Annotated in this window: 15 protein-coding genes and 1 tRNA gene; 4 read left to right on the top strand and 12 right to left on the bottom strand. The window is 61.1% G+C overall.

Annotation, left to right across the window (positions count from 1 at the left end; genetic code table 11):
- Positions 1-14 precede the first annotated feature (14 nt).
- A complete protein-coding gene (gene ald / locus RAK1035_RS04955; protein WP_037298625.1) occupies positions 15-1,127 on the bottom strand; it encodes an alanine dehydrogenase in 1,113 nt (370 codons plus the stop codon).
- A gap of 139 nt (positions 1,128-1,266) precedes the next feature.
- Between ald and RAK1035_RS04950 the strand changes: the two genes are divergently transcribed.
- Positions 1,267-1,725, top strand: a complete 459-nt coding sequence (locus RAK1035_RS04950; protein WP_008282654.1) for an Lrp/AsnC family transcriptional regulator — start codon at positions 1,267-1,269, stop codon at positions 1,723-1,725.
- Between the two features lie 4 nt (positions 1,726-1,729).
- Here the strand turns inward: RAK1035_RS04950 and tdh are convergent, their stop codons facing one another.
- The 8 genes from tdh to RAK1035_RS04910 all read right to left on the bottom strand — a co-directional run bounded on the left by tdh (position 1,730) and on the right by RAK1035_RS04910 (position 14,787).
- Positions 1,730-2,752 (bottom strand): L-threonine 3-dehydrogenase, encoded by a 1,023-nt coding sequence (gene tdh, locus RAK1035_RS04945; protein WP_198133616.1) that lies wholly within the window; start codon positions 2,750-2,752, stop codon positions 1,730-1,732.
- Positions 2,753-2,763: 11 nt separating this feature from the next.
- Positions 2,764-3,957 carry a glycine C-acetyltransferase gene (locus tag RAK1035_RS04940; protein WP_008282652.1) on the bottom strand — a complete coding sequence of 398 codons (1,194 nt, stop codon included), beginning with the start codon at positions 3,955-3,957 and terminating at the stop codon, positions 2,764-2,766.
- Between the two features lie 60 nt (positions 3,958-4,017).
- Complete coding sequence (locus RAK1035_RS04935) at positions 4,018-6,018, bottom strand: hydantoinase/oxoprolinase N-terminal domain-containing protein (protein WP_008282651.1); 2,001 nt, start codon at positions 6,016-6,018, stop codon at positions 4,018-4,020.
- A 50-nt stretch (positions 6,019-6,068) separates the two neighbouring features.
- Positions 6,069-7,121: a tRNA epoxyqueuosine(34) reductase QueG gene (gene queG / locus RAK1035_RS04930; RefSeq protein ID WP_008282650.1), complete on the bottom strand. Its 1,053-nt coding sequence runs from the start codon at positions 7,119-7,121 to the stop codon at positions 6,069-6,071.
- 59 nt (positions 7,122-7,180) lie between these two features.
- A complete protein-coding gene (gene fzlA / locus RAK1035_RS04925; RefSeq protein ID WP_008282649.1) occupies positions 7,181-7,846 on the bottom strand; it encodes an FtsZ-binding protein FzlA in 666 nt (221 codons plus the stop codon).
- 57 nt (positions 7,847-7,903) lie between these two features.
- The gene (gene mtgA / locus RAK1035_RS04920; RefSeq protein WP_008282648.1) at positions 7,904-8,611 is read right to left on the bottom strand and encodes a monofunctional biosynthetic peptidoglycan transglycosylase; all 708 of its coding nucleotides are present in this window, start codon (positions 8,609-8,611) and stop codon (positions 7,904-7,906) included.
- Between the two features lie 111 nt (positions 8,612-8,722).
- Positions 8,723-13,255: a glutamate synthase large subunit gene (gene gltB / locus RAK1035_RS04915; RefSeq protein ID WP_008282647.1), complete on the bottom strand. Its 4,533-nt coding sequence runs from the start codon at positions 13,253-13,255 to the stop codon at positions 8,723-8,725.
- A gap of 98 nt (positions 13,256-13,353) precedes the next feature.
- A complete protein-coding gene (locus RAK1035_RS04910) occupies positions 13,354-14,787 on the bottom strand; it encodes an NAD(P)-dependent oxidoreductase (RefSeq protein WP_198133613.1) in 1,434 nt (477 codons plus the stop codon).
- Positions 14,788-15,004: 217 nt separating this feature from the next.
- Between RAK1035_RS04910 and RAK1035_RS04905 the strand changes: the two genes are divergently transcribed.
- Complete coding sequence (locus tag RAK1035_RS04905) at positions 15,005-15,808, top strand: undecaprenyl-diphosphate phosphatase (protein WP_008282645.1); 804 nt, start codon at positions 15,005-15,007, stop codon at positions 15,806-15,808.
- Positions 15,809-15,811: 3 nt separating this feature from the next.
- Here the strand turns inward: RAK1035_RS04905 and RAK1035_RS04900 are convergent, their stop codons facing one another.
- On the bottom strand, positions 15,812-16,795 hold the full coding sequence (locus RAK1035_RS04900) for a complex I NDUFA9 subunit family protein (protein WP_008282644.1): 984 nt from the start codon (positions 16,793-16,795) through the stop codon (positions 15,812-15,814).
- A 146-nt stretch (positions 16,796-16,941) separates the two neighbouring features.
- On the opposite strand from RAK1035_RS04900, the gene RAK1035_RS04895 reads away from it, so the two are divergent.
- Positions 16,942-17,027 (top strand) — tRNA-Leu (locus tag RAK1035_RS04895).
- A 62-nt stretch (positions 17,028-17,089) separates the two neighbouring features.
- On the opposite strand, the gene polA is transcribed toward RAK1035_RS04895, so the two are convergent.
- Both polA and RAK1035_RS04885 read right to left on the bottom strand, forming a co-directional pair.
- The gene (gene polA / locus RAK1035_RS04890) at positions 17,090-19,894 is read right to left on the bottom strand and encodes a DNA polymerase I (RefSeq protein ID WP_008282643.1); all 2,805 of its coding nucleotides are present in this window, start codon (positions 19,892-19,894) and stop codon (positions 17,090-17,092) included.
- 79 nt (positions 19,895-19,973) lie between these two features.
- The gene (locus tag RAK1035_RS04885) at positions 19,974-20,153 is read right to left on the bottom strand and encodes a zinc-finger domain-containing protein (protein ID WP_008282642.1); all 180 of its coding nucleotides are present in this window, start codon (positions 20,151-20,153) and stop codon (positions 19,974-19,976) included.
- A 74-nt stretch (positions 20,154-20,227) separates the two neighbouring features.
- Between RAK1035_RS04885 and RAK1035_RS04880 the strand changes: the two genes are divergently transcribed.
- A complete protein-coding gene (locus RAK1035_RS04880; protein WP_037298623.1) occupies positions 20,228-21,157 on the top strand; it encodes an ABC transporter ATP-binding protein in 930 nt (309 codons plus the stop codon).
- Positions 21,158-21,249 lie beyond the last annotated feature (92 nt).

The following is a 21,249-nucleotide window of genomic DNA, read 5'->3' as shown; positions in this document are numbered from 1 at the left end:
GGGGGCGCTGTCCGTTAGATCAGCGATTTGGGATCAACCGTGGCTATCCCCAGCGCCTCGCCGACAGCGGCATAGGTCAACTGACCGGCATGCACATTCAGACCGTTGAGCAAATGCACATCCTCGGCACAGGCGCGTTTCCAGCCCTTGTCGGCCAGCGCCAGCATAAAGGGCATCGTCGCATTGCCCAGTGCCAGCGTCGAGGTGCGCGCAACGGCCCCCGGCATATTGGCCACGCAGTAATGCATGATCCCGTCGACCTCATAAATCGGGTCTTGGTGCGTTGTGGCGCGCGAGGTTTCAAAGCATCCGCCTTGGTCAATCGCCACATCCACCAGCACCGATCCCGGCTTCATCATGCCGAACTGATCGCGGCGCACCAGCTTGGGTGCGGCGGCACCGGGGATCAGAACCGCGCCGATCACCATATCCGCCTGCGGCAGCAATTCTTCCAGCAACCCGGCCGAGGAATAACCGGTCTTGAAGCTGCCCCCAAACACATCATCGAGATAGCGCAGACGCGGCAAAGAGCGATCGAGCACGGTCACATCCGCGCCCATGCCTGCGGCGATTTTGGCCGCATGCGTGCCCACCACGCCGCCGCCGATCACGATCACCCGCGCCGGTCCGACACCGGGCACACCGCCCATAAGCACGCCGCGCCCGCCGTTGGCCTTTTGCAGCGTCCACGCGCCCACTTGGGGCGCCAAGCGCCCGGCAACTTCCGACATTGGCGCAAGCAGAGGCAAACCGCCTGCGCGATCCGTCACCGTTTCATAGGCGATGCAGGTCGCACCCGAGGCCAACAAATCCTTGGTTTGTTCGGGGTCTGGTGCCAGATGAAGATAGGTGAACAGAACCTGCCCCTCGCGCAGCATCTTGCGCTCGGCGGCCTGCGGTTCCTTGACCTTCACCACCATGTCGGACTGTGCGAAAATCTCTGTGGCGGTGCCAACAATCTTGGTGCCTGCCGCCTCATAAGCGGCATCGTCAAACCCTGCTCCAAGGCCTGCGCCGGATTGGATCAGCACCTCATGGCCATGACCCACCGCTTCTTTTGCGGCATTGGGCGTCATGCCTACGCGGAATTCTTGTGGCTTGATTTCCGTCGGACAACCTATTTTCATATTATACTCCTCCCTGTGTTGTTTTGCGCGGAGTCTGCAACAGAATGCGCGCAAGGAGATTGAAATTTCGCTCGCCTTTTACGGGATTTTGTGAATATCCTTCGGAAATTATGTGATTAGTGGGAAAGGTCTTGCGCAAATGTCCCTCGATCCGACAGATCGTCGCTTGTTGCATGTCCTTCAGCGGCGCGGGCGCATTTCCAACGCCGACCTCGCAGAAGAGGTCAATCTCTCAGCCTCTGCCTGTCACCGCCGCGTGCAGCGCCTTGAATCCGATGGGTATATCAAGGGCTATGTCGCTCTGCTTGACCCGCGTAAAATGGGCGTGCCCGCCACGATTTTTGTCGAGATTACGCTTACCACGCAGGCAGACGAGGTGCTCGACGCCTTTGAAAAGGCGGTGGCGCGGGTGCCCGATGTGCTGGAATGTCACCTCACCGCCGGCACTGCCGACTATATCCTCAAGGTCGTCGCAGAGGATACCGAGGATTTCGCGCGTATCCACCGCCAATACCTGACCCGGCTGCCCGGCGTGGCGAAAATGCAATCAAGCTTTGCCCTGCGCACCGTGTTCAAGACCACCGCGCTGCCGCTCTGATCCCCTACCAGTCCATCACCACCTTGCCCGAATTGCCCGAAATCATCGCGGCAAAGCCCTGCTCGAAATCATCAATTCCGATCCGGTGGGTGATAAGGCCCGACACATCCAGCCCCGATTGCACCAGCGCGATCATCTTGTACCAAGTCTCATACATCTCGCGGCCATAGATGCCCTTGATATGCAGCATCTTGAAAATCACCGCGTTCCAATCCACCGCAAATTCCGTGGGTGCAATCCCCAACAGCGCCAGCTTGCCGCCATTGTTCATCCGCGCGATCATCTGCTGCATCGCCGGGGCCGCACCAGACATCTCAAGCCCCACGTCAAAGCCTTCGGTCATGCCGATGTCGGCCATCACATCGCGCAGGTGCTCTTTGCCCACATCAACCACATGCTGCACCCCCATCCGCTGTGCCAGATCAAGACGGTAGGGGTTGATATCGGTGATCACCACCTTGCGCGCGCCCACCTTTTGCGCGACCAGCGCCCCCATGATGCCAATCGGCCCCGCGCCTGTGACAAGCACATCCTCACCCACCAGATCGAAACTGAGCGCGGTATGCACCGCATTGCCAAAGGGATCAAAGATTGCTGCAATCTCGTCGGGAATATCCTCTGGAATTGGCACCACATTGCTTTCGGGGATACAGAGATATTCGGCAAAGGAACCGGGGCGATGTACGCCCACCCCTTTGGTATTGCGGCACAGATGCCCTCGCCCCGCGCGACAGTTCCGACAGGTGCCGCAGACGATATGCCCCTCGCCGCTCACCCGCTGACCAATCCGGTATTTCACCGCCGCAGGTCCGGTATCGACAATCTCGCCGACGAATTCATGGCCCACAACCATCGGCACCGGCACGGTCCGGGCCGAGAACTCGTCCCATTTCCAGATATGCACATCGGTGCCGCAAATCGCCGATTTGCGCACCTTGATCAGCACATCCGATGGCCCAACCTCGGGCACCGGCACGTATTCCATCCAGAGCCCCGGCTCGGCCTTGGCTTTGACCAGCGCCTTCATCTCGTTCTGCATCAGATCACTCCTAGGTCGCGGCCCACGACCGCAAAAGCGTCAATCGCCCGGTCCAGCATATCGCGCGTAAGCCCGGCACTCATTTGCGTTCTGATCCGGTCCTGCCCCTTGGGCACCACCGGAAAGCTGAAGGCCGTCACATAAACGCCGCGATCATTCAGCCGCGCTGCCATTTCTTGCGCCAGCTTCGGATCGCGCAACATGACCGGGATGATCGCATGTTCGCCGGGCAGCATTTCAAACCCCAGTGCGCCCATCCTCTCGCGGAAATACGCTGCATTGTCCCAGAGCCGCGCACGCCGCTCCGCGCCGTCCTCCAGCATATCAAAGACTTTGAGCGAGGCCCCCGCAATCACCGGCGCCAGCGTGTTGGAAAAAAGATACGGGCGCGAGCGTTGCCGCAGCCAATCCACCACCTGCGCACTTGCCGCCGTATACCCGCCCGAGGCCCCGCCCAGCGCCTTGCCCAGCGTGCCGGTCAGGATATCCACACGGTCCATCACCCCGAACCGCTCGGGTGTGCCGCGCCCGGTCTCGCCGACAAAGCCGGTGGCATGGCAATCATCCACCATCACCATTGCATCATAGCGCGCGGCCAAATTGCAAATTTCATCCAAGGGCGCATAAGTTCCATCCATCGAGAACACGCCATCCGTTGCAATCAGCCGATGCCGCGCGCCCTTCGCCTCGCGCAAACACCGCTCCAGATCGGCCATGTCCCGATTTGCATAGCGATAGCGCTCCGCCTTGCAGAGCCGGATACCGTCGATGATGCTCGCATGGTTGAGCGCATCGCTGATGATCGCATCCTCTGGCCCCAAGATCGTCTCGAACAAACCGGTATTCGCGTCAAACGCCGCCGCATAAAGGATCGCATCCTCACACCCTAAAAACCCGGCGATCCGCGCCTCTAGCTCTTTGTGCTCTTCCTGCGTTCCGCAAATAAACCGCACGCTCGCCATGCCAAACCCGTAACGGTCCAGCGCCGTATGCGCCGCCGCGATCACTTCGGGATGATCTGCCAGACCCAGGTAATTGTTGGCGCAGAGGTTCACCACCGCGCGCCCATCCGCCAGCCGCACCTCGCCCGCCTGCATCGAGGCGATCACCCGCTCGCCCTTATAGAGCCCCTCATCGCGCAACCCGTCCAGTCGCCCTGCAATATCCGCGTCAAACCGATCTGCTGCTGTCATGTCGCCCTCCCGTTCAGTGTTCCCGAACTGCTCCGGGACCGGGGGCAGCGCCCCCACACCTCAGACGGCGATACGAGGCCGTCCACTCGCCTCTACCACGATTTCAGCTTCCAAAAACACCCGTCGCGCCTCGGCCTGCGCTTCTTTTACGGCACGGCGCGCGGTAACATGAATATCCACTGCCCCGGCCGCCTCGGCTTCGGCTTGTGCTTCGGCCCGCAAAACCGCCTCTAGCGCCGCCATCGCGGTGTCGGACGCGGCATAATCCTCTGGACCGCTTTCAAGATGCACGCGGTATTTGCCCTCAGAGGGTGATGTCACCGTGCCGCCCCGCCGGATCGTCACACGGCCCACCACCGCGCCAATCGCATTGGCCACGCCGCCATGCGCAGGCAGGATCATCTCGCAGCCCAGCCGCGAACCCACCGCGCCGTAATAGCTCGCCGCCGACGCACCGAGACCAATCACCGGCACCGCCAGCCCGCTTTCGATTCGCACCAAACCGCGATGCCCATCCAACCCTTTTTGCATCAGCACATGCTCGGCCAGCGCCGTAGGAGACAGGCCAAAGTCCATGTCTTCTTCGGCAAAAGCAGTCTCTAACAAGGCTAAACTTGTCTGATGCGTCAGGCGATCCACGATCATGCGCGCCAAATGCTCTGGCCCCTCCGCCAGCCGGTTGCCCGACCCGGTTCGCTTGCGCGCCACCAGTTCCAACGCCATGCGCGCGGCCTCTGCATCCCAACTGTCCAGCCCGCCCAGCACATGGCTTGCATCCGACGGCGTGATACCCGCCACCTGCACCAGCCCCCGGCGCACCAAGCGTGTCAGCGCCGCGCCATCCATGCGCGTCTTAAGCACCTTGCCGACGGGGCGCACATCGACACCAATCCGGCTCAACAAAGCTTCTTCGCGCTCGCCTAATCCCCCGGCCTCGATCCCCGGTACCGCGCGCACGAACCGCGCGTCATGCTCGCCGGGGGCCACTGCCCGCAATTGTTCCTCCAACACGCCATGCACCGCCTCGCGTGCCTCTGCCGCCATCAGGCTCACCGGCACCACGCGCCGCGGGCCGAGGATCACGCCGCCCTCTAGCCCTTCGTCGCGCACATGAACCTCACTGTCACCACCCAGCCCAAAGGTTCGCATCGCGACCGCTTCGACCATGGTGCGCCATGGGCCCACACGCGCGCCTTCGGGATCAATCGCCGGTCTCCCCTCGCGCAGGACCGCCACATCGGTCGTTGTTCCGCCAATATCCGACACCAGCGCATGCGCCGCCCCGGTCAGCCAGCGCGCGCCCACGATGCTTGCCGCAGGCCCGCTCAGAATGGTCTCGATGGGGCGTTCCCGCGCTTGATCGGCACTGATCAACGCCCCGTCTCCCCGCACCACCATCAGCGGCGCGTGTATCCCCAACTCGCCCAGTTTGCCCTCGGCTCGGTCGATCAGCCGCGCAATCATCCCGATGAGCCGCGCGTTCAGCAGCGCGGTCAGCGCCCGTTTCGGCCCGTTGAGCTTGGCCGACAGATGATGCGACAGGCTCACAGGCCGTCCCGTTACCGCGCGGATCGTCTCTGCCGCCGCCAATTCATGCGCGGGGTTTCTGGTGGCAAAGAGCGATGCCACCGCATAGGCCTCTGCCCCTGTTCTAGTCTCTAACCAAGCCAAAAGCGCCTCTTTATCCAGCGGCATTGCCTCGCCTCCGGCGTGGTTATGGCCACCACTCAGCACAATCGCCGGGTCACCGCCCAGCGCCTCGGCCAGCCCATGTGCCTGCAAATCTGCCGCCCGAAACCCGATATAAACTAGGCCTGCGCGCCCGCCTTGCCCCTCGACCAGCGCGTTGGTCGCCAAGGTCGTCGAGAGGGAGGCAAGGCCGATATCGCCCACATTCGCGCCGCTTTCGCGCATCACGGCCTCGACCGCAGCACCAATTCCTACGGCCAGATCGGCCCGTGTCGTCAGCGCCTTGGCGCTCGCAATCACCTCGCGCTCATCCCGGATCAGAACGGCATCGGTATATGTGCCCCCGGTGTCCACGCCCAACAACAACGCCATCTGCCTGCCCTCTTTGACTGTCAGGCTAGGGGTGTAGCGGGTTTCTCGCGCTATGCCAGCCCGTTTGCGTCACGATCCAGTCGTTTGACCGCCCACCGCGCCGCATCCGCGACGGCCGCATCCGCATCCTCGCACTGCGATTGCGCCACCGCGCGCAGGCTGGGATCTGCGGAATTGCCAATCGCGTAGAGCACGTTGCGCAAAAACCGATCCCGCCCGATGCGCTTGATCGGGCTGCCGGAAAATCGCGCACGGAACGCGGTATCGTCCAGCATTGCCAGCTCCGCCAGCCGTGGGGCCACCAGATCGTCGCGCGCGTGATACTTCACTTCACGCGCCGCGACCGCAAACTTGTTCCATGGGCAGACCGCCAGACAATCGTCGCAGCCATAAATCCGGTTGCCCAGACCGGGGCGCAGGGCTTCATCCACGGGCCCCTTATGCTCGATCGTCAGATAGGAAATACAGCGCCGCGCGTCCAACTGATAGGGCGCGGGAAAGGCATCGGTGGGACAGATGTCCAGACAGGCGCGGCAAGACCCACAATGATCGATTTCCGCCGGATCCGTCTCTAGATCCAGTGTCGTAAAAACGGACCCAAGAAAAAACCAGCTTCCCAACTCACGGCTCACCAGGTTGGTGTGCTTGCCCTGCCATCCCAGCCCCGCCGCTTGTCCAAGCGGCTTTTCCGGCACGGGGGCCGTATCAACAAACACCTTCACCTCCCCGCCGCCCGCGTCGATCAGCCAGCGCGCCAAGCGTTTCAACCGCTTCTTGACCGTGTCGTGATAGTCTCTGTTACGTGCATAAACCGAGATGTTGCCGCAATCGGACCGCTTCAACCCGGCCAAGGGGTCTTCCTCGGGGGTATAGCTTTCGCCCAACATGATGACGGTGCGCGCCTCGGGCCAGAGCGCCTCAGGCGCGCCGCGCCACTCGCTGCGCTCTGCCAGCCAGCCCATCTGCCCGTGATAGCCCTGCCCAAGAAATGCGGCCAAACGCTCGGGCACATGCCCCACATCCCATGGGCGACACATCCGACAGGCGTCAAACCCTTCGGCTAGCGCTTGATCAATCAGTCTCTGTTTCAGCCCAACATTCATCTGGCGCAAAATACCTCGGGGGAGTCGCCGCTTGCGGCGACGGGGGCAGCGCCCCCAACCTAAAAGTCGAGATCAGCATAATGCGCAGGCGGCGGAAATCCCGACACTTGATCCGCCAGAATCCCGCGGAACGCCGGGCGCGACTTGATCTTGGCATACCAATCCTTGACCGCCTCGCTGCGCGTCCAGTCTACATCGCTGATGTAATCCAGCGCGCTAAGATGCGCGGCCGCCGCAAAATCCGCCAGCGTCATCACATCGCCCGCCAGCCAGCGCCGGTGATCCAACAGCCACGCCATGTAATCCAGATGATATTTGATCGCCTTGGCGCCGTCCTTGACATTGCGACTGTCGGGAAAGCCTAGCTTCATCACCTTCTTGTTCACCCGCTCATAGACCAACTTGCTGGTCACTTCGCTATGAAACTTGTCGTCAAACCACCCCACCAGCCGCCGCACCTCATAGCGCGCATCGGTGCCTTTGGGCATCAGGGACGGTTCGGGATACTTCTCTTCGAGATATTCGCAGATCGCGGCACTCTCCGACATGGTCTTGCCGTCGATCCGCAGCACGGGCACTTTGCCAGCCGGGTTGCGGCGCAGAAAGTCCGGATCCTGCTCCCAATAGCGCTCTTCCACCAGCTCACATTCGATCCGCTTTTCCGCCAGACTCAGCCGAACCTTGCGGCAAAAGGGCGAGAGCGGGACATGATAGAGCTTGGCCATGAACGATTACCTGTGGTCTCGGGGGTCGCCCCTCAATGCCCCCTTTGGCTGCGGTTTTCAATCCTCGAAACAGGTGGCGCGCCCATCTCGGTCAATCGTTGCCGCTCCATCAAGGATACCAGCGGCCCGGTTGCGCAATGCCTGCGATGGTTTTGACGCGGAGCGTCCCTTGGGATCAGGCAGCACCGCCGCCAGCCGTGCCGCTTGCGTGGCGCTCAGGTCGGCGGCGCTCACGCCGAAATAGTGCCGCGCGGCGGCCTCAACCCCGAAAACCCCCTCATCAAACTCTGCGACGTTAAGATAGACCTCGATGATCCGTCGTTTCGACCAAAGCGTTTCGACCACCGGAGTAATGCTGGCCTCCAGCGCCTTGCGCGCCCAATTGCGCCCATGCCAGAGATAGACATTCTTGACGACTTGCTGACTGAGCGTCGAGGCCCCGCGCCCTGATCCCTCGGCGATCGCCGTGCGAATGGCCGCCATATCAAACCCCCAGTGCTGGCAAAAATTGGCATCCTCTGCCGCCACCAGGGACCGCGCCATCACTGGCGCAATTTGCGCCATTGGCACCCAGTCCTGCGCGATGCGGCCCAGTCGCCGCTCTTCCTGACCCATGTAATAGGTCTTGGGCGGTGCAATCTCACGGTGGGCTGCGATCACTCCGATCACGATCAGCACGGCCACAAGCGACCAGCGCACCAGCCATGTGGTCGGCGTCCATCGGGATTTCGCCCGTAAGGGTGGGGATTTGCGCGCGCGTGCCATGGAACAGCTATAACGCCCTGCGCGGGCACGCAAAACACCTTTGGCGCGGGTCGGGTTCTTCTTGGCGAAAATACTCCGGGGGTCCGGGGGCAGAGCCCCCGGATTTCGTCTCTATTCTGCCGGAATAGCCTCTGGCACCATGCCAAGCGGATGGCTCAGCTTGTTGAGCATCTCCTTGGGGCAAAGCTGGATGAAATGCGCCCGCTCTTGATCCCAGTATTGCAGGATGTCCTGCCCCCGGCGGCTGCCGGTTTCCGCGACATGCCGCTCGATCAGCCCTTTCAGCTCGGCCTCCCAATGCGGCTCTGTTACGGCACAACTGACCAGGGTTTCGCCATTGACCAGTGTCGGCGCGCGGCCCTGCGGATCATAGAGATAGGCCATGCCGCCGGTCATGCCTGCGCCAAAATTGGCCCCGATATCGCCAAGGATCACCGCAACGCCGCCGGTCATGTATTCACAGCCATTGCTGCCGCAGCCCTCGATCACCACCTTTGCACCCGAATTGCGCACGGCAAAGCGTTCGCCAGCACGGCCCGCGGCAAAGAGATAGCCATCGGTCGCGCCATAGAGCACGGTATTGCCGATGATCGTGTTTTCGGCGGCAACCAGCGGGCTGGCCATTGGTGGGCGTACCACGATGGTTGCCCCCGACAGGCCCTTGCCCACATAGTCATTGGCGTCGCCCGAGACCTCGATCTTGAGGCCCGGCGCGGCAAAGGCCCCAAGGCTCTGCCCCGCACTTCCCGTCAGCTTGACCGTCAGGTGATCCGGCTGAAGGCTATTGCGCATTCCGAACTTGCGCACGATATGGCTGGATACCCGCGTGCCCACGGTGCGATGCGTGTTCTGCACCGCATAATGCAGCTGCATCTTCTCACCATCGTTCAGGAACCGCGCGGCATCGCGCACGATCTCTGCATCCAGCGTATCGGGCACCTCGTTGCGCGGCTTGAGCCGGTCATAGCGCTGGTGTTGTGCCCCATCGACGGTGATCAGCATCGGGTTGAGGTCAAGATCATCCAGATGCGCCGACCCGCGCGACACCTGCGTCAGCAGATCCGCCCGCCCGATCACCTCATCAAGGCTGCGCGCACCGATAGAGGCAAGGATTTCCCGCACCTCCTGCGCGTAGAAAGTGATGAGGTTCACCACTTTGTCGGCATTGCCGGTGAACTTGGCGCGCAGCGCCTCGTCCTGCGTGCAGACGCCCACGGGACAGGTGTTCGACTGGCACTGACGCACCATGATACAGCCCATCGCGATCAGCGCTGCGGTGCCGATGCCATATTCCTCGGCCCCCATCATCGCCGCCATGACGATATCGCGCCCGGTACGCAGCCCGCCATCGGTGCGCAGCGTGATCCGCTCGCGCAGATTGTTCATGCTCAGCACCTGATGCGCCTCGGTCAGGCCCATTTCCCACGGCAGGCCGGCATATTTGATGCTCGTTGCGGGGGATGCGCCGGTGCCACCATTATGCCCGGAGATCAGGATCACATCCGCCTTGGCCTTGGCCACACCGGCGGCAATCGTGCCCACACCGGATTGCGCCACCAGCTTGACGCATACTTTGACGCCCGGATTGATCTGCTTGAGGTCATAGATGAGCTGCGCCAGATCCTCGATACTGTAGATATCGTGATGCGGCGGCGGCGAAATCAGCGTCACGCCTTCGGTCGAATGGCGCAGCCGTGCAATCAGCTTGGTCACTTTCATGCCCGGCAACTGCCCACCCTCGCCGGGCTTGGCCCCTTGCGCGACCTTGATTTCCAACTCTTCGCAATGGTTGAGATATTCCGCCGTCACGCCAAAGCGGCCTGATGCCACCTGCTTGATCTTGGCCGATGGGTTGTCACCATTGGCCTCTGGCGTGAAATGCGCCGGGTCTTCGCCGCCTTCGCCACTGTCCGAGCGCGCGCCGATCCGGTTCATTGCCACGTTCAGCGTCTTGTGCGCCTCGGGGCTTAGCGCCCCAAGCGACATGCCCGGTGTCACGAACCGCTTGCGGATCGCGGTTACGCTCTCGACCTCTTCAATCGGGATCGCCTTGCCCAGTGGCTTGATCGCCATCAGGTCGCGCAGATGAATGGGCGGATTGGCCTGCATCGCGGCGCTGTAGCGCTTCCAGAGCTCATAGCTTGCCTTGTTACAGGCGGTTTGCAGGATATGCATTGTCTGCGCACCCCAAGCATGGGTTTCGCCCGATTTCCGCGCCTTGTAAAAGCCGCCGATCGGCAGAATATCCTGCCCGCCGGCATAGGCGCGGCCATGCACCTCTTCCAGCTTGGCCTGAATCCCTGACACACCGATGCCACTGATCCGGCTGGTCAGACCGGGGAAATACTCTGCGCACATCGCACGGCTCAGCCCGACCGCTTCAAAGTTCAAACCACCACGATAAGAGGAGATCACCGAAATCCCCATCTTCGACATGATTTTGAGCAGACCCTGATCAATCGCTGTCCGGTAGCGGGCCACTGCTTCGGTCAGGCTCCCCTCGATCAATCCGCGCGCGATCCGGTCGGCGATGCTGTCCTCGGCCAGATAGGCGTTGACCACCGTGGCACCCGCGCCAATCAGCACCGCGAAATAATGCGGGTCGATACATTCGGCAGAGCGCACGTTGAGGCTCGAGAATGTGCGCAGCCCCTTGCGTGTCAGATGGCTATGCACCGCACTGGTCGCCAAAATCATTGGCATGCCGACGCGGGCCTCGTTCTGGTGTTGATCCGTCAGGATGAGATGCCCGGTGCCCGAGCGGATTGCATCCTCTGCCTCGGCGCGGATACGCTCTAGCCCGTCTTGCAGCGCGTTCTTGCCGGGCGCAAAGGTGCAGTCGATCTCGGTCACATCGGCGTTGAACTGTTTGATCATCTCGGCCCATTGGGCATTGCCCACGAACGGGCTTTCGAGGACCAGAATCTCGGTTTGCGCGCTCGATTCATCCAGCACGTTCTTGAGGTTGCCGAACCGCGTCTTCAGGCTCATCACCCGGTATTCGCGCAAGCTGTCAATGGGCGGGTTAGTCACCTGACTGAAATTCTGACGGAAGAAATGGCTCAGGGGGCGATACTGTTTGGATAGAACGGCACTTGGCGTGTCGTCGCCCATGCTCGCCACCGCCTCTTTGCCATCCTCGGCCATGGGGGCCAGAACCTGCTCCAGTTCCTCGATGCTATAGCCCGCTGCGATCTGCCGCTTGCGCAGGTCCGAACCGGAATAAAGCGGGGCCTCTGTTGCCCCCGAAAGCGCCTCATCCAGCTCGTTGATCTTGCCGACCCATTCGCCAAAGGGCTGCGCGTCCGCCAAACGGTTCTTGATTTCCGCATCGTGATAGAGCTTGCCTTGGGTCATATCCACGGCCAGCATCTGGCCCGGCCCAAGTGCGCCCTTTTCCTTGACCGTGCGCTCGTCAATCGGGACCATCCCGGCCTCTGACCCGGCAATCACCATGCCGTCACCTGTAACCACATACCGCATCGGCCGCAGCCCGTTGCGGTCAAGCCCGGCGCATACCCAGCGGCCATCGGTCATCGCCAGCGCGGCGGGGCCATCCCACGGCTCCATCACCGAATTGCAATAGGAATACATATCGCGCCACGACTGCGGCAGCTCTTCGGCCTGCTTGGACCAGGATTCAGGCACCAGCATCGTCTTGGCCATCGGCGCGGAACGTCCGGCGCGCACCAGCACCTCGAACACGGCATCCAGCGCGGCACTATCGCTTGATCCTTGCGGGATGATCGGCTTGATATCTTCGGCCAGATCGCCAAAGGCCCCGCTTGCCATGCGGATCTCATGGCTTTTCATCCAATTGGTATTGCCCTTGAGCGTGTTGATCTCGCCGTTATGCGCCAGCATGCGGAACGGCTGCGCCAGCCACCATTGCGGGAAGGTGTTGGTCGAATAGCGCTGATGATAAATGGCAAAGGCGCTCTTGAACCGTTCGTCCATCAGATCGGGGTAGAACACCGCCACCTGCTCGGCCAGCATCATCCCTTTGTAGATGATGCTGCGGCAGCTCAGGCTTGCCATGTAAAATCCCATGATCCCGGCAGCCTGCACCGCCTTTTCGATCCGGCGGCGGATCACATAAAGTTCCCGCTCGAATGTTTCCTCGTCCAATCCCTTGGCATCGGAAATCAGGATCTGTTCGATCTCCGGCCGGGTTGCGTTGGCCTTTTCGCCAAGACAGGAAATATCCACCGGCACATGCCGCCAGCCATAGATCGTATGCCCCATGCGGAGCACTTCGGTTTCCACGATGGTCCGGCACTGTTCTTGCGCGCCAAAATTGGTGCGCGGCAAGAACACCTGACCCACGGCAACCAACCGGCTCTCGTTCGGCTCGTGGCCAGTGCGGCGGATTTGATCGTAAAAAAACGACACCGGGATTTGCAGATGAATGCCTGCGCCATCGCCGGTCTTGCCATCGGCGTCAACGGCACCCCGGTGCCAGATCGCCTTGAGCGCGTTGATCCCTGCCTCGACCACGCGGCGCGACGGTTTGCCGTCAATCGACACGACAAGGCCCACACCACAAGAGGAATGCTCCTCTTCTTCGGCATACATGCCATTGGCTGCCAACCACTCGCGCTTGGCTTGCTGTTCTTCGGCCCAGTTAAGATCAAATGTCGTCATCGGTCTTTACCCTTCCTTAATCTGGTGGGTCAGTGTGTCTGTCACGTTGTCTCGTCGCGTGGCTGTCGGATCATCGTTGGAATACCGACAGGTTACCGCTACTCCGCAGCAACGGCTTGCGCTTGGTCCAGATAGTTCAGGATTGCCGCCGCCGAGTCGCGCCCGTCGCGGATCGCCCACACCACAAGGGATGCGCCGCGCACGATATCGCCCACGGCAAAAACCCCGTCCATCGCGGTTTGCCCAGTGGTGAACTCGGCCTTGATCGTCCCCCAACGGGTGACTTCCAATTCCTTTTGCCCCCAAAGGCTTGGCAGGTCTTCGGGCTCGAACCCGAGCGCCTTGATCACCAGATCGGCGGGCGCATCCTCGATCGCGCCCTCAATCGGCTCTGGGCTCTGCCGCCCTGTGGCATCGGGCGCACCAAGGCGCATCTTCTGTACCTTCACCGCTGTTACCGGGTCGCCAACAAAGCCAACAGGGGCGCTCAGCCATTCAAACTTAACACCTTCCTCTTCGGCATTGGCCACCTCACGCTGGCTGCCGGGCATATTCTCGCGGTCGCGACGGTATAGGCATGTAACCGATTTGGCCCCTTGCCGAATGGCCGTGCGCACGCAATCCATCGCGGTATCGCCGCCGCCTACCACAACAATGCGCTTGCCTTCTGCGTTCAACTCGCCGCTTTCATACTCTGGCACGCTGTCGCCAAAGCACACACGATTGCTGGCGGTCAGATAGTCAATCGCTCGCACGATCCCGTCTGCACCGGCCCCCGGGCCGTCCAAATCGCGGCTCTTGTAAACTCCGGTGGCAATCATCAACGCATTGTGTTTGCTGCGGATTTCATCGAAACTGATGTCTGTTCCCACATCACAATTGAGCACGAATTTAACGCCACCCTGCTCCAGTTGTTCGACGCGGCGCATGACCACGTCCTTTTCCAACTTGAAACCGGGAATCCCATAGGTCAGCAACCCGCCGCCGCGATCATAGCGGTCATAGACCGTAACCTGAACCCCCGCCCGCCGCAGCACATCCGCCGCCGCAAGCCCACCGGGGCCAGCACCAATAATGCCGACAGATTCAACGCGCTCCACACTTGGCTTGATCACCTCAACCCAGCCCTCTTCCCAGGCAGTATCGGTGATGTATTTTTCAACCGCCCCAATCGTGACCGTGCCATGCCCCGATTGCTCGATCACGCAATTGCCCTCGCACAGCCGGTCCTGCGGGCAGATGCGCCCACAAATCTCGGGGAAGGTGTTGGTCAACTGGCTGATTTCATAAGCCTCTTTCAGCCGACCTTCGGCTGTCAGGCGCAACCAGTCCGGAATATTGTTGTGCAGCGGACAATGGCTCTGGCAATAGGGCACGCCACACTGGCTACACCGTCCGGCCTGCTCCTTGGCTTTGGCATCGGCGAATTCGGCATAGATTTCATGGAAATCCTGCCGCCGATCATCTGCGCCACGTTTCTCGGGCATATCCCGCTCAACGCTCACAAATTTCAGCATGGGTTGCTTGGCCACGGCTTTTCCTCCCGAGTCAACTGGTTGCGAAGGTTTACAGCACTCCCCTTTGGATTAAAAGTCATAAACTATGACCTATTATGAATTAATTATAGTTGCTGTGCGCGCGTCCCCATTGATTTTTTCATAAATTAATTCCGATCCGGACCTACAATCAACTTTGCCTTTTTAAGACAATGCTTTATACGATTTCAAAAATCAGATCGGGACAGGCACCATGGCGCTCTTTCACATTTTCCTTGTCGCCATCGTGCAGGGGATAACCGAGTTTTTGCCGATTTCCTCGTCTGGCCATCTGATCCTTTTGCCGAATCTCCTGCATATTCCCGATCAGGGACAGATCATTGATGTGGCGGTGCATGTGGGCACGCTCTTTGCGGTCATTCTCTACTTCTGGTCTGACCTGCGGGGGGCCATCTTTGGCCTGCCTCGCCTGTTCATGGGGCGTGCCGACACGCCCGGCGCTCGGCTTGCGTTGCTGTTGATCGTCTCTGCGGTTCCGGTGATGGTGGCGGGCCTGCTGCTCAAGATCACCGGGCTAAATGACGCGCTGCGCTCGATTACTGTCATCGGCTGGGCCACGCTCATCTTTGGCGTCCTGCTCTATTGGGCGGATCAAACTGGCAAAACTGTCAGAACCAGCGAAGGTTGGACCCTGCGCGATGCCATCCTCTTGGGGATGTGGCAGGTCATTGCCCTTATTCCCGGCACCTCGCGCTCTGGTATTACCATCACGGGTGCGCGGGTCATGGGCTTTGCGCGCGAGGATGCCGCGCGCCTTTCGATGCTGATGTCTGTGCCCACGATCATCGCCAGCGGCGTCTTGCTGGGTGCAGAGGCCGTGATGACGGCGGATATGGGTCTAATCCGTGACGGGGCGATTGCCGCCGCCCTGGCCTTTGTCGCGGCCCTCTTGGCGCTCAGCCTGATGATGCGCCTGCTGCGCAGCGTCAGCTTTACGCCCTATGTGATCTATCGCATGGTGCTGGGCGTGGCTTTGTTGGCCATCGCCTATAGCTGAGGGTCAGCGCGCGCGCAGGTTCTTGGCCGATTCCTTGATCGCCGCATATTGCCCAGCCGGACGGAACCGCCAGAGATAATCCGGCAGTACCGCGCCTACCGCAACAGGGGTGATGCCAAGCGCGTCAAAGCCCTTGGCCCCGTCTCCGACAACATTATCCCGCCGCAGGCTACGCACCTGATCCCGGGTGATCTGCGGCGGCACAAGGCCAAGCGTGACCGTCTGAACAAGCTCCATCGCCCCAGCCATAAGCGCGGCCACTCCAAAGGGAATATTGGCGATCAGACGCCGCCGCCGGATCACCTGCAGCATCTGCTGCATCAGACCACGAAAGCTGATCGCCTCTGGCCCGCCAAGCTCGTAAATGCCCGGCGTTGCCCGGCCCATGGCCCCCATCACCGCGGCTTGCGCCACGTCATCCACATAGACCGGCTGGAATCGCGTGTCGGCACCGACCACAGGCAGTACCGGACCAAGCCGCGTCATCCCGGAAAAGCGGTTGAAAAACTGATCTTCGGGACCAAAGATGACCGAGGGGCGCAGGATCACGGCGTTCGGGAAATGCTGTAGGATACCCGCCTCGCCCGCTGCCTTGGAACGGGCATAGTGGCTGTCCGAGGTGGCATCGGCCCCAATTGCCGACAAATGCACCAGATGCGCCACGCCTTCCTCTGCGGCGATCCGCGCGATCCGTGTGGCCCCCTTGTCCTGCACAGCGTCAAAGCTGTTTTTGCCCTTGCGGTCAAAGGTGCCAACGCAGTTCACCACCGCATCAGCGCCCTGCATCACCGCGCGCACGGATGCATCATCGCGGATATTGCAAAATACCGGCTCGACCTGACCGACAACGCCATAGGGTTTGACATGCATCGCCTCATTGGGGCGCCGCACCGCCACCCGTACCCGCCAACCGGCCTGCGCCATGCGCCGCGCGATATAGCGGCCCACGAACCCTGATCCGCCGTAAATGGTGACAAGCTTTGACATTCGGGCCTCCGAGGCTATGCGCGTATCCTCACTTTCCTATCGCCCCTGCGCGATTTGGACAAGACGATAAGGCAATTGCAGCCAAGCGACAAAATCGCCGTTGACACCATCCGGGGCGAGCGATAAACGCCTGCCTCACGACACCTGCCCAGGTGGCGGAATGGTAGACGCGCTGGCTTCAGGTGCCAGTGGCCGCAAGGCCGTGGAGGTTCGAGTCCTCTCCTGGGCACCACTTTCCCTTTGCGGGGTGTTTTTGTCGCTAAACCACTCAATTCCGGGCGTTAGAGCGGGCGTTTAATGCGCTTCCGCCCAATTGCGGCCTTGGCCCGCATCCACTACCAGGGGCACGTCTAGACGCACTGCCGGGTCTGCGGCCCCCTGCATCACAGCGCGCGCAACGTCGATCAAGCGGTCTACGCTGTCCTCGGCCACTTCAAAGATCAATTCGTCATGGACCTGCAACAGCATCTTGCAGGGCAGCCCCTCGATCGCCTCGGGCATACGGATCATGGCGCGGCGAATGATGTCCGCCGCCGTGCCTTGAATTGGCGCGTTGATCGCTGCACGCCGGGCGAATCCGGCGCGCGGGCCTTTGGCGGCAATCTCGGGCGTGTGGATCTTGCGCCCGAACAGGGTCTGGACATAGCCATGTTCCTTGGCAAAGGCGGTGGTGGCGTCCATGTAATCCTTGATGCCCGGAAACCGCTCGAAATAGCGGTCGATGAATCCCTGCGCCTCGCCTCTTGGAATGCGCAGATTGCGCGCAAGACCAAAGCCCGAGATGCCATAGATCACCCCGAAATTTATCGCCTTGGCCTGACGCCTGATCTCGGGCGTCATCTCGGCCAGCGGCACGTTGAACATCTCTGACGCGGTCATGGCGTGAATGTCATGGCCATCGCGAAACGCCTGCTTGAGCGTCTCTATCCCGGCCACATGCGCCAAAATGCGCAACTCGATCTGGCTGTAATCGAGACTGACCAGACGATTGCCGGGGGCCGCAACAAAGGCCTCTCGGATGCGTCGCCCTTCTTCGCTGCGCACGGGAATGTTTTGCAGATTGGGGTCTGACGAGGAAAACCGCCCTGTGCTGGCCCCGGTTTGCAGATAGGAGGTGTGGACCCGCCCCGTATCCGGATCGATGTGATCCTGAAGCGCGTCAGTATAGGTGGATTTGAGCTTGCTCAATTGCCGCCAATCCAGAACGCGCGCGGGCAGATCATGCTCTGTCGCCAGATCCTCGAGCACGTCGGCCCCGGTGGCATAGGCACCGGTTTTGCCCTTTTCGCCGCCCGGCAGGCCCATTTCGTCAAACAGGATCTCTCCCAATTGCTTGGGCGAACCGACATTGAAACTGCGCCTGGCAAGCGCGTGAATTTCTGATTCCAAGCCGGCCATTTTCTGGGCGAATTTGCCAGACATGGCGCGCAGCGTGTCACGGTCGACCAGCACGCCATCCCGCTCCATGCGCGCCAGCACAGGCACCAACGGGCGTTCCAGCGTCTCGTAGACCGTGGTGACCTGGGCACGGTGCAGCTGCGGCTTGAGCGTGAGCCAGAGGCGCAGCGTGATGTCGGCATCCTCTGCGGCATATTTCACCGCCTCGGCCACTGGCACGCGGTCAAAGGTGACAGCGGCTTTGCCACTACCCAGCAGGGATCTGATCGGGATCGGGCTATGGTTCAGATAGCGCTCTGACAGCGTGTCCATCCCATGCCCGTGCAGCCCGGCATGCAGCGCATAGGACATCAGCATCGTATCGTCGATGGGGGCCACGGTTATGCCATGGGCGGCCAGAATCTTGGCGTCGTACTTCATATTCTGACCGATCTTGAGGATGGCGTCATCCTCAAGCACGGGTTTGAGGGCGTTCAACACCTCGTCCAGCGGCAATTGCCCCTCGGCCCGCGCGTCCGACCCAAAGAGATCATCCGCCGCCCCGTCTTTGTGCGCCACCGGGATGTAACAGGCGCGGCCCGGTGCCGTAGCCAGCGAAATGCCCACCAGATCGGCCTGCATTTCGTTGAGCGAGGTGGTCTCGGTATCAAAGGCGACATAGCCTTGGGCGCGGATGGTGGCGATCCAGGCGTCCAGCGTCGCGCGGTCCGAGACATGGACATAGGTCTCAGGCTCTATTGCTGGCCAATCGGGGGATTGATCGGGTGCCGTGGCAGCGCTTTGCGCGGCAGGTTCCGGAATGGTCGGCGCCACTGCGCCCAAGGCCTCGGCGATGCGCTTCGAGAGGGTGCGAAACTCCATCTGCGCCAGAAACCCCAACAACATCTCGGGATCAGGATCGCGCACTTCCAGATCGTCGAGCGTAAAGTCGAGCGGCGTGTTGCAATCCAGTTGCACCAGCCGCTTCGACATCTCGATCTGTGCGCGCTTTTCAATCAACGTATCGCGGCGCTTGGGCTGCTTGATCTCTTCGGCGCGGTCCAAAAGCGCCTCGAGTGAGCCGAATTCGTTGATCAAAAGCGCCGCCGTCTTGATCCCGATCCCCGGCGCACCGGGCACGTTATCGACACTATCGCCGGCCAGCGCCTGCACATCGACCACCCGGTCCGGGCTGACGCCGAATTTCTCGCGCACGCCCTCCACATCAATCAGGCGGTTTTTCATCGCATCCAGCATTTCGACTCCATCGCCGACAAGCTGCATCAGGTCCTTGTCGGAGCTGATGATCGTCACCCGTCCGCCCAGATCGCGCGCCTGACAGGCGAGCGTGGCGATGATGTCATCGGCCTCGTAGCCCTCTTTCTCTTCGCAGGCGATGTTGAAGGCGCGCGTGGCCTCGCGCGTCAGCGGGATCTGCGGGCGCAGGTCCTCTGGCATCGCTTCGCGGTTGGCCTTGTATTCGGGATAAAGATCGTTGCGAAACGTATGGCTGCCCTTGTCAAAGATGACGGCGACATGCGTGGGCGCGTCGTGGCCGTTGTTGCCCTCAACATAGCGTTGCAGCATATTGCAAAACCCTGACACGGCCCCGATAGGCAGCCCGTCGGATTTGCGCGTCAGCGGCGGCAGCGCGTGATAGGCGCGGAAAATGAACGACGATCCGTCGATCAGATGCAAGTGACAGCCTTTTCCGAATGACATGGGTTGCCCTCCCGATCAGGCGTCTTCTTGGCGAAAATACTCAAATTCCCGGGCCCGAACAGGGCACCCGGCCGATGGCTCAGACCTTGCCCTCAAAATCCTTTTGAACCAGTTTGGCATCGCAATAGGGGCATTCGACAAACCCTGTTTCATGCGGGATTTGCAGCCAGACGCGGGGATGGCCCAAAGCACCCTCGCCCCCGTCGCAGGCGACGCGGTAGCTGTCCACAATGCGGGTTTCCGGGGCCTGCGTTACCATCGGGGCGTTTCCTTTTGCCGTGCTTTCCACTAGGTGCGAATATGAGTGAACACAAGCCGAGGGGCAAGAGCAGCATGGCGTCCAATGCCATTGAAATCCGCGGATTGACCAAGACTTATGGCGCGGGGCGCAACAGCCCGGCCAAACAGGCGCTCAAAGGGATCAACCTCGACGTACCGCAAGGGTCTGTTTTTGGCCTGTTGGGGCCGAACGGGGCGGGCAAATCGACACTGATCAATATTCTGGCGGGCTTGGTGGTCAAGACTGCGGGGCAGGTTACGATCTGGGGCTTCGATCAGGATCGCAACCCGCGTCAGAGCCGCGCCTCAATCGGGGTGATGCCGCAGGAATTGAATCTTGACCCGTTCTTTACCCCGCGCGGTGCGCTTGAGGTGCAGGCGGGGCTCTACGGCGTGCCCCGGCGCGAACGGCGCAGCGACGAGATATTGCGCCTCATAGGGCTAGAGGACAAGGCCGAGGCCTATGCGCGCACCCTGTCAGGGGGCATGCGGCGGCGTCTGCTTCTGGGCAAGGCCTTGGTGCATCATCCGCATATCCTTGTTCTGGACGAACCGACCGCAGGCGTGGATATCGAGCTGCGCCAGATGCTGTGGGAAAATGTGCGGCGGCTGAACGAGCAGGGCATGACTATCATTCTCACCACCCACTACCTCGAAGAGGCCGAGGAAATGTGCGACGAAATCGCCATTATCAATCTGGGTGAAGTGGTGGCGCGCGACAGCACCGCCAATCTCTTGGGGCGTCTTGACCACAAGACGATGATCATTCAGCCCGACAAGCCCGCCGCAACCCTGCCGCAGGCGGAGGGGCTGAGCGTGACCAAGCGTGGCGATGGGGCGCTGGTCATCACCTATAAATCCGGTGCCACCTCTGCCGAAGAGGTGCTTGCTGCGGTTCATGCCGCAGGAATCACCATTCGCGATGTGAAAACAGAACAGGCGGATTTGCAGGATGTGTTCCTGGAGCTGACCCGGAGCCGGTGACGCCTGCACAAGACCCAAACGGAGGATGCCAGCAGATGCCGACACCCTCCGTTCCCCACGTGCTCCCTACGCACCACACGTGTCACTTGATC

Origin of the sequence: Roseovarius sp. AK1035 (assembly GCF_003288315.1) — a bacterium.
Lineage (GTDB): Bacteria > Pseudomonadota > Alphaproteobacteria > Rhodobacterales > Rhodobacteraceae > Roseovarius > Roseovarius mucosus_A.
Note: the sequence above shows the minus strand (reverse complement) of the source record. Positions and strands in the feature narration are given on the sequence as shown.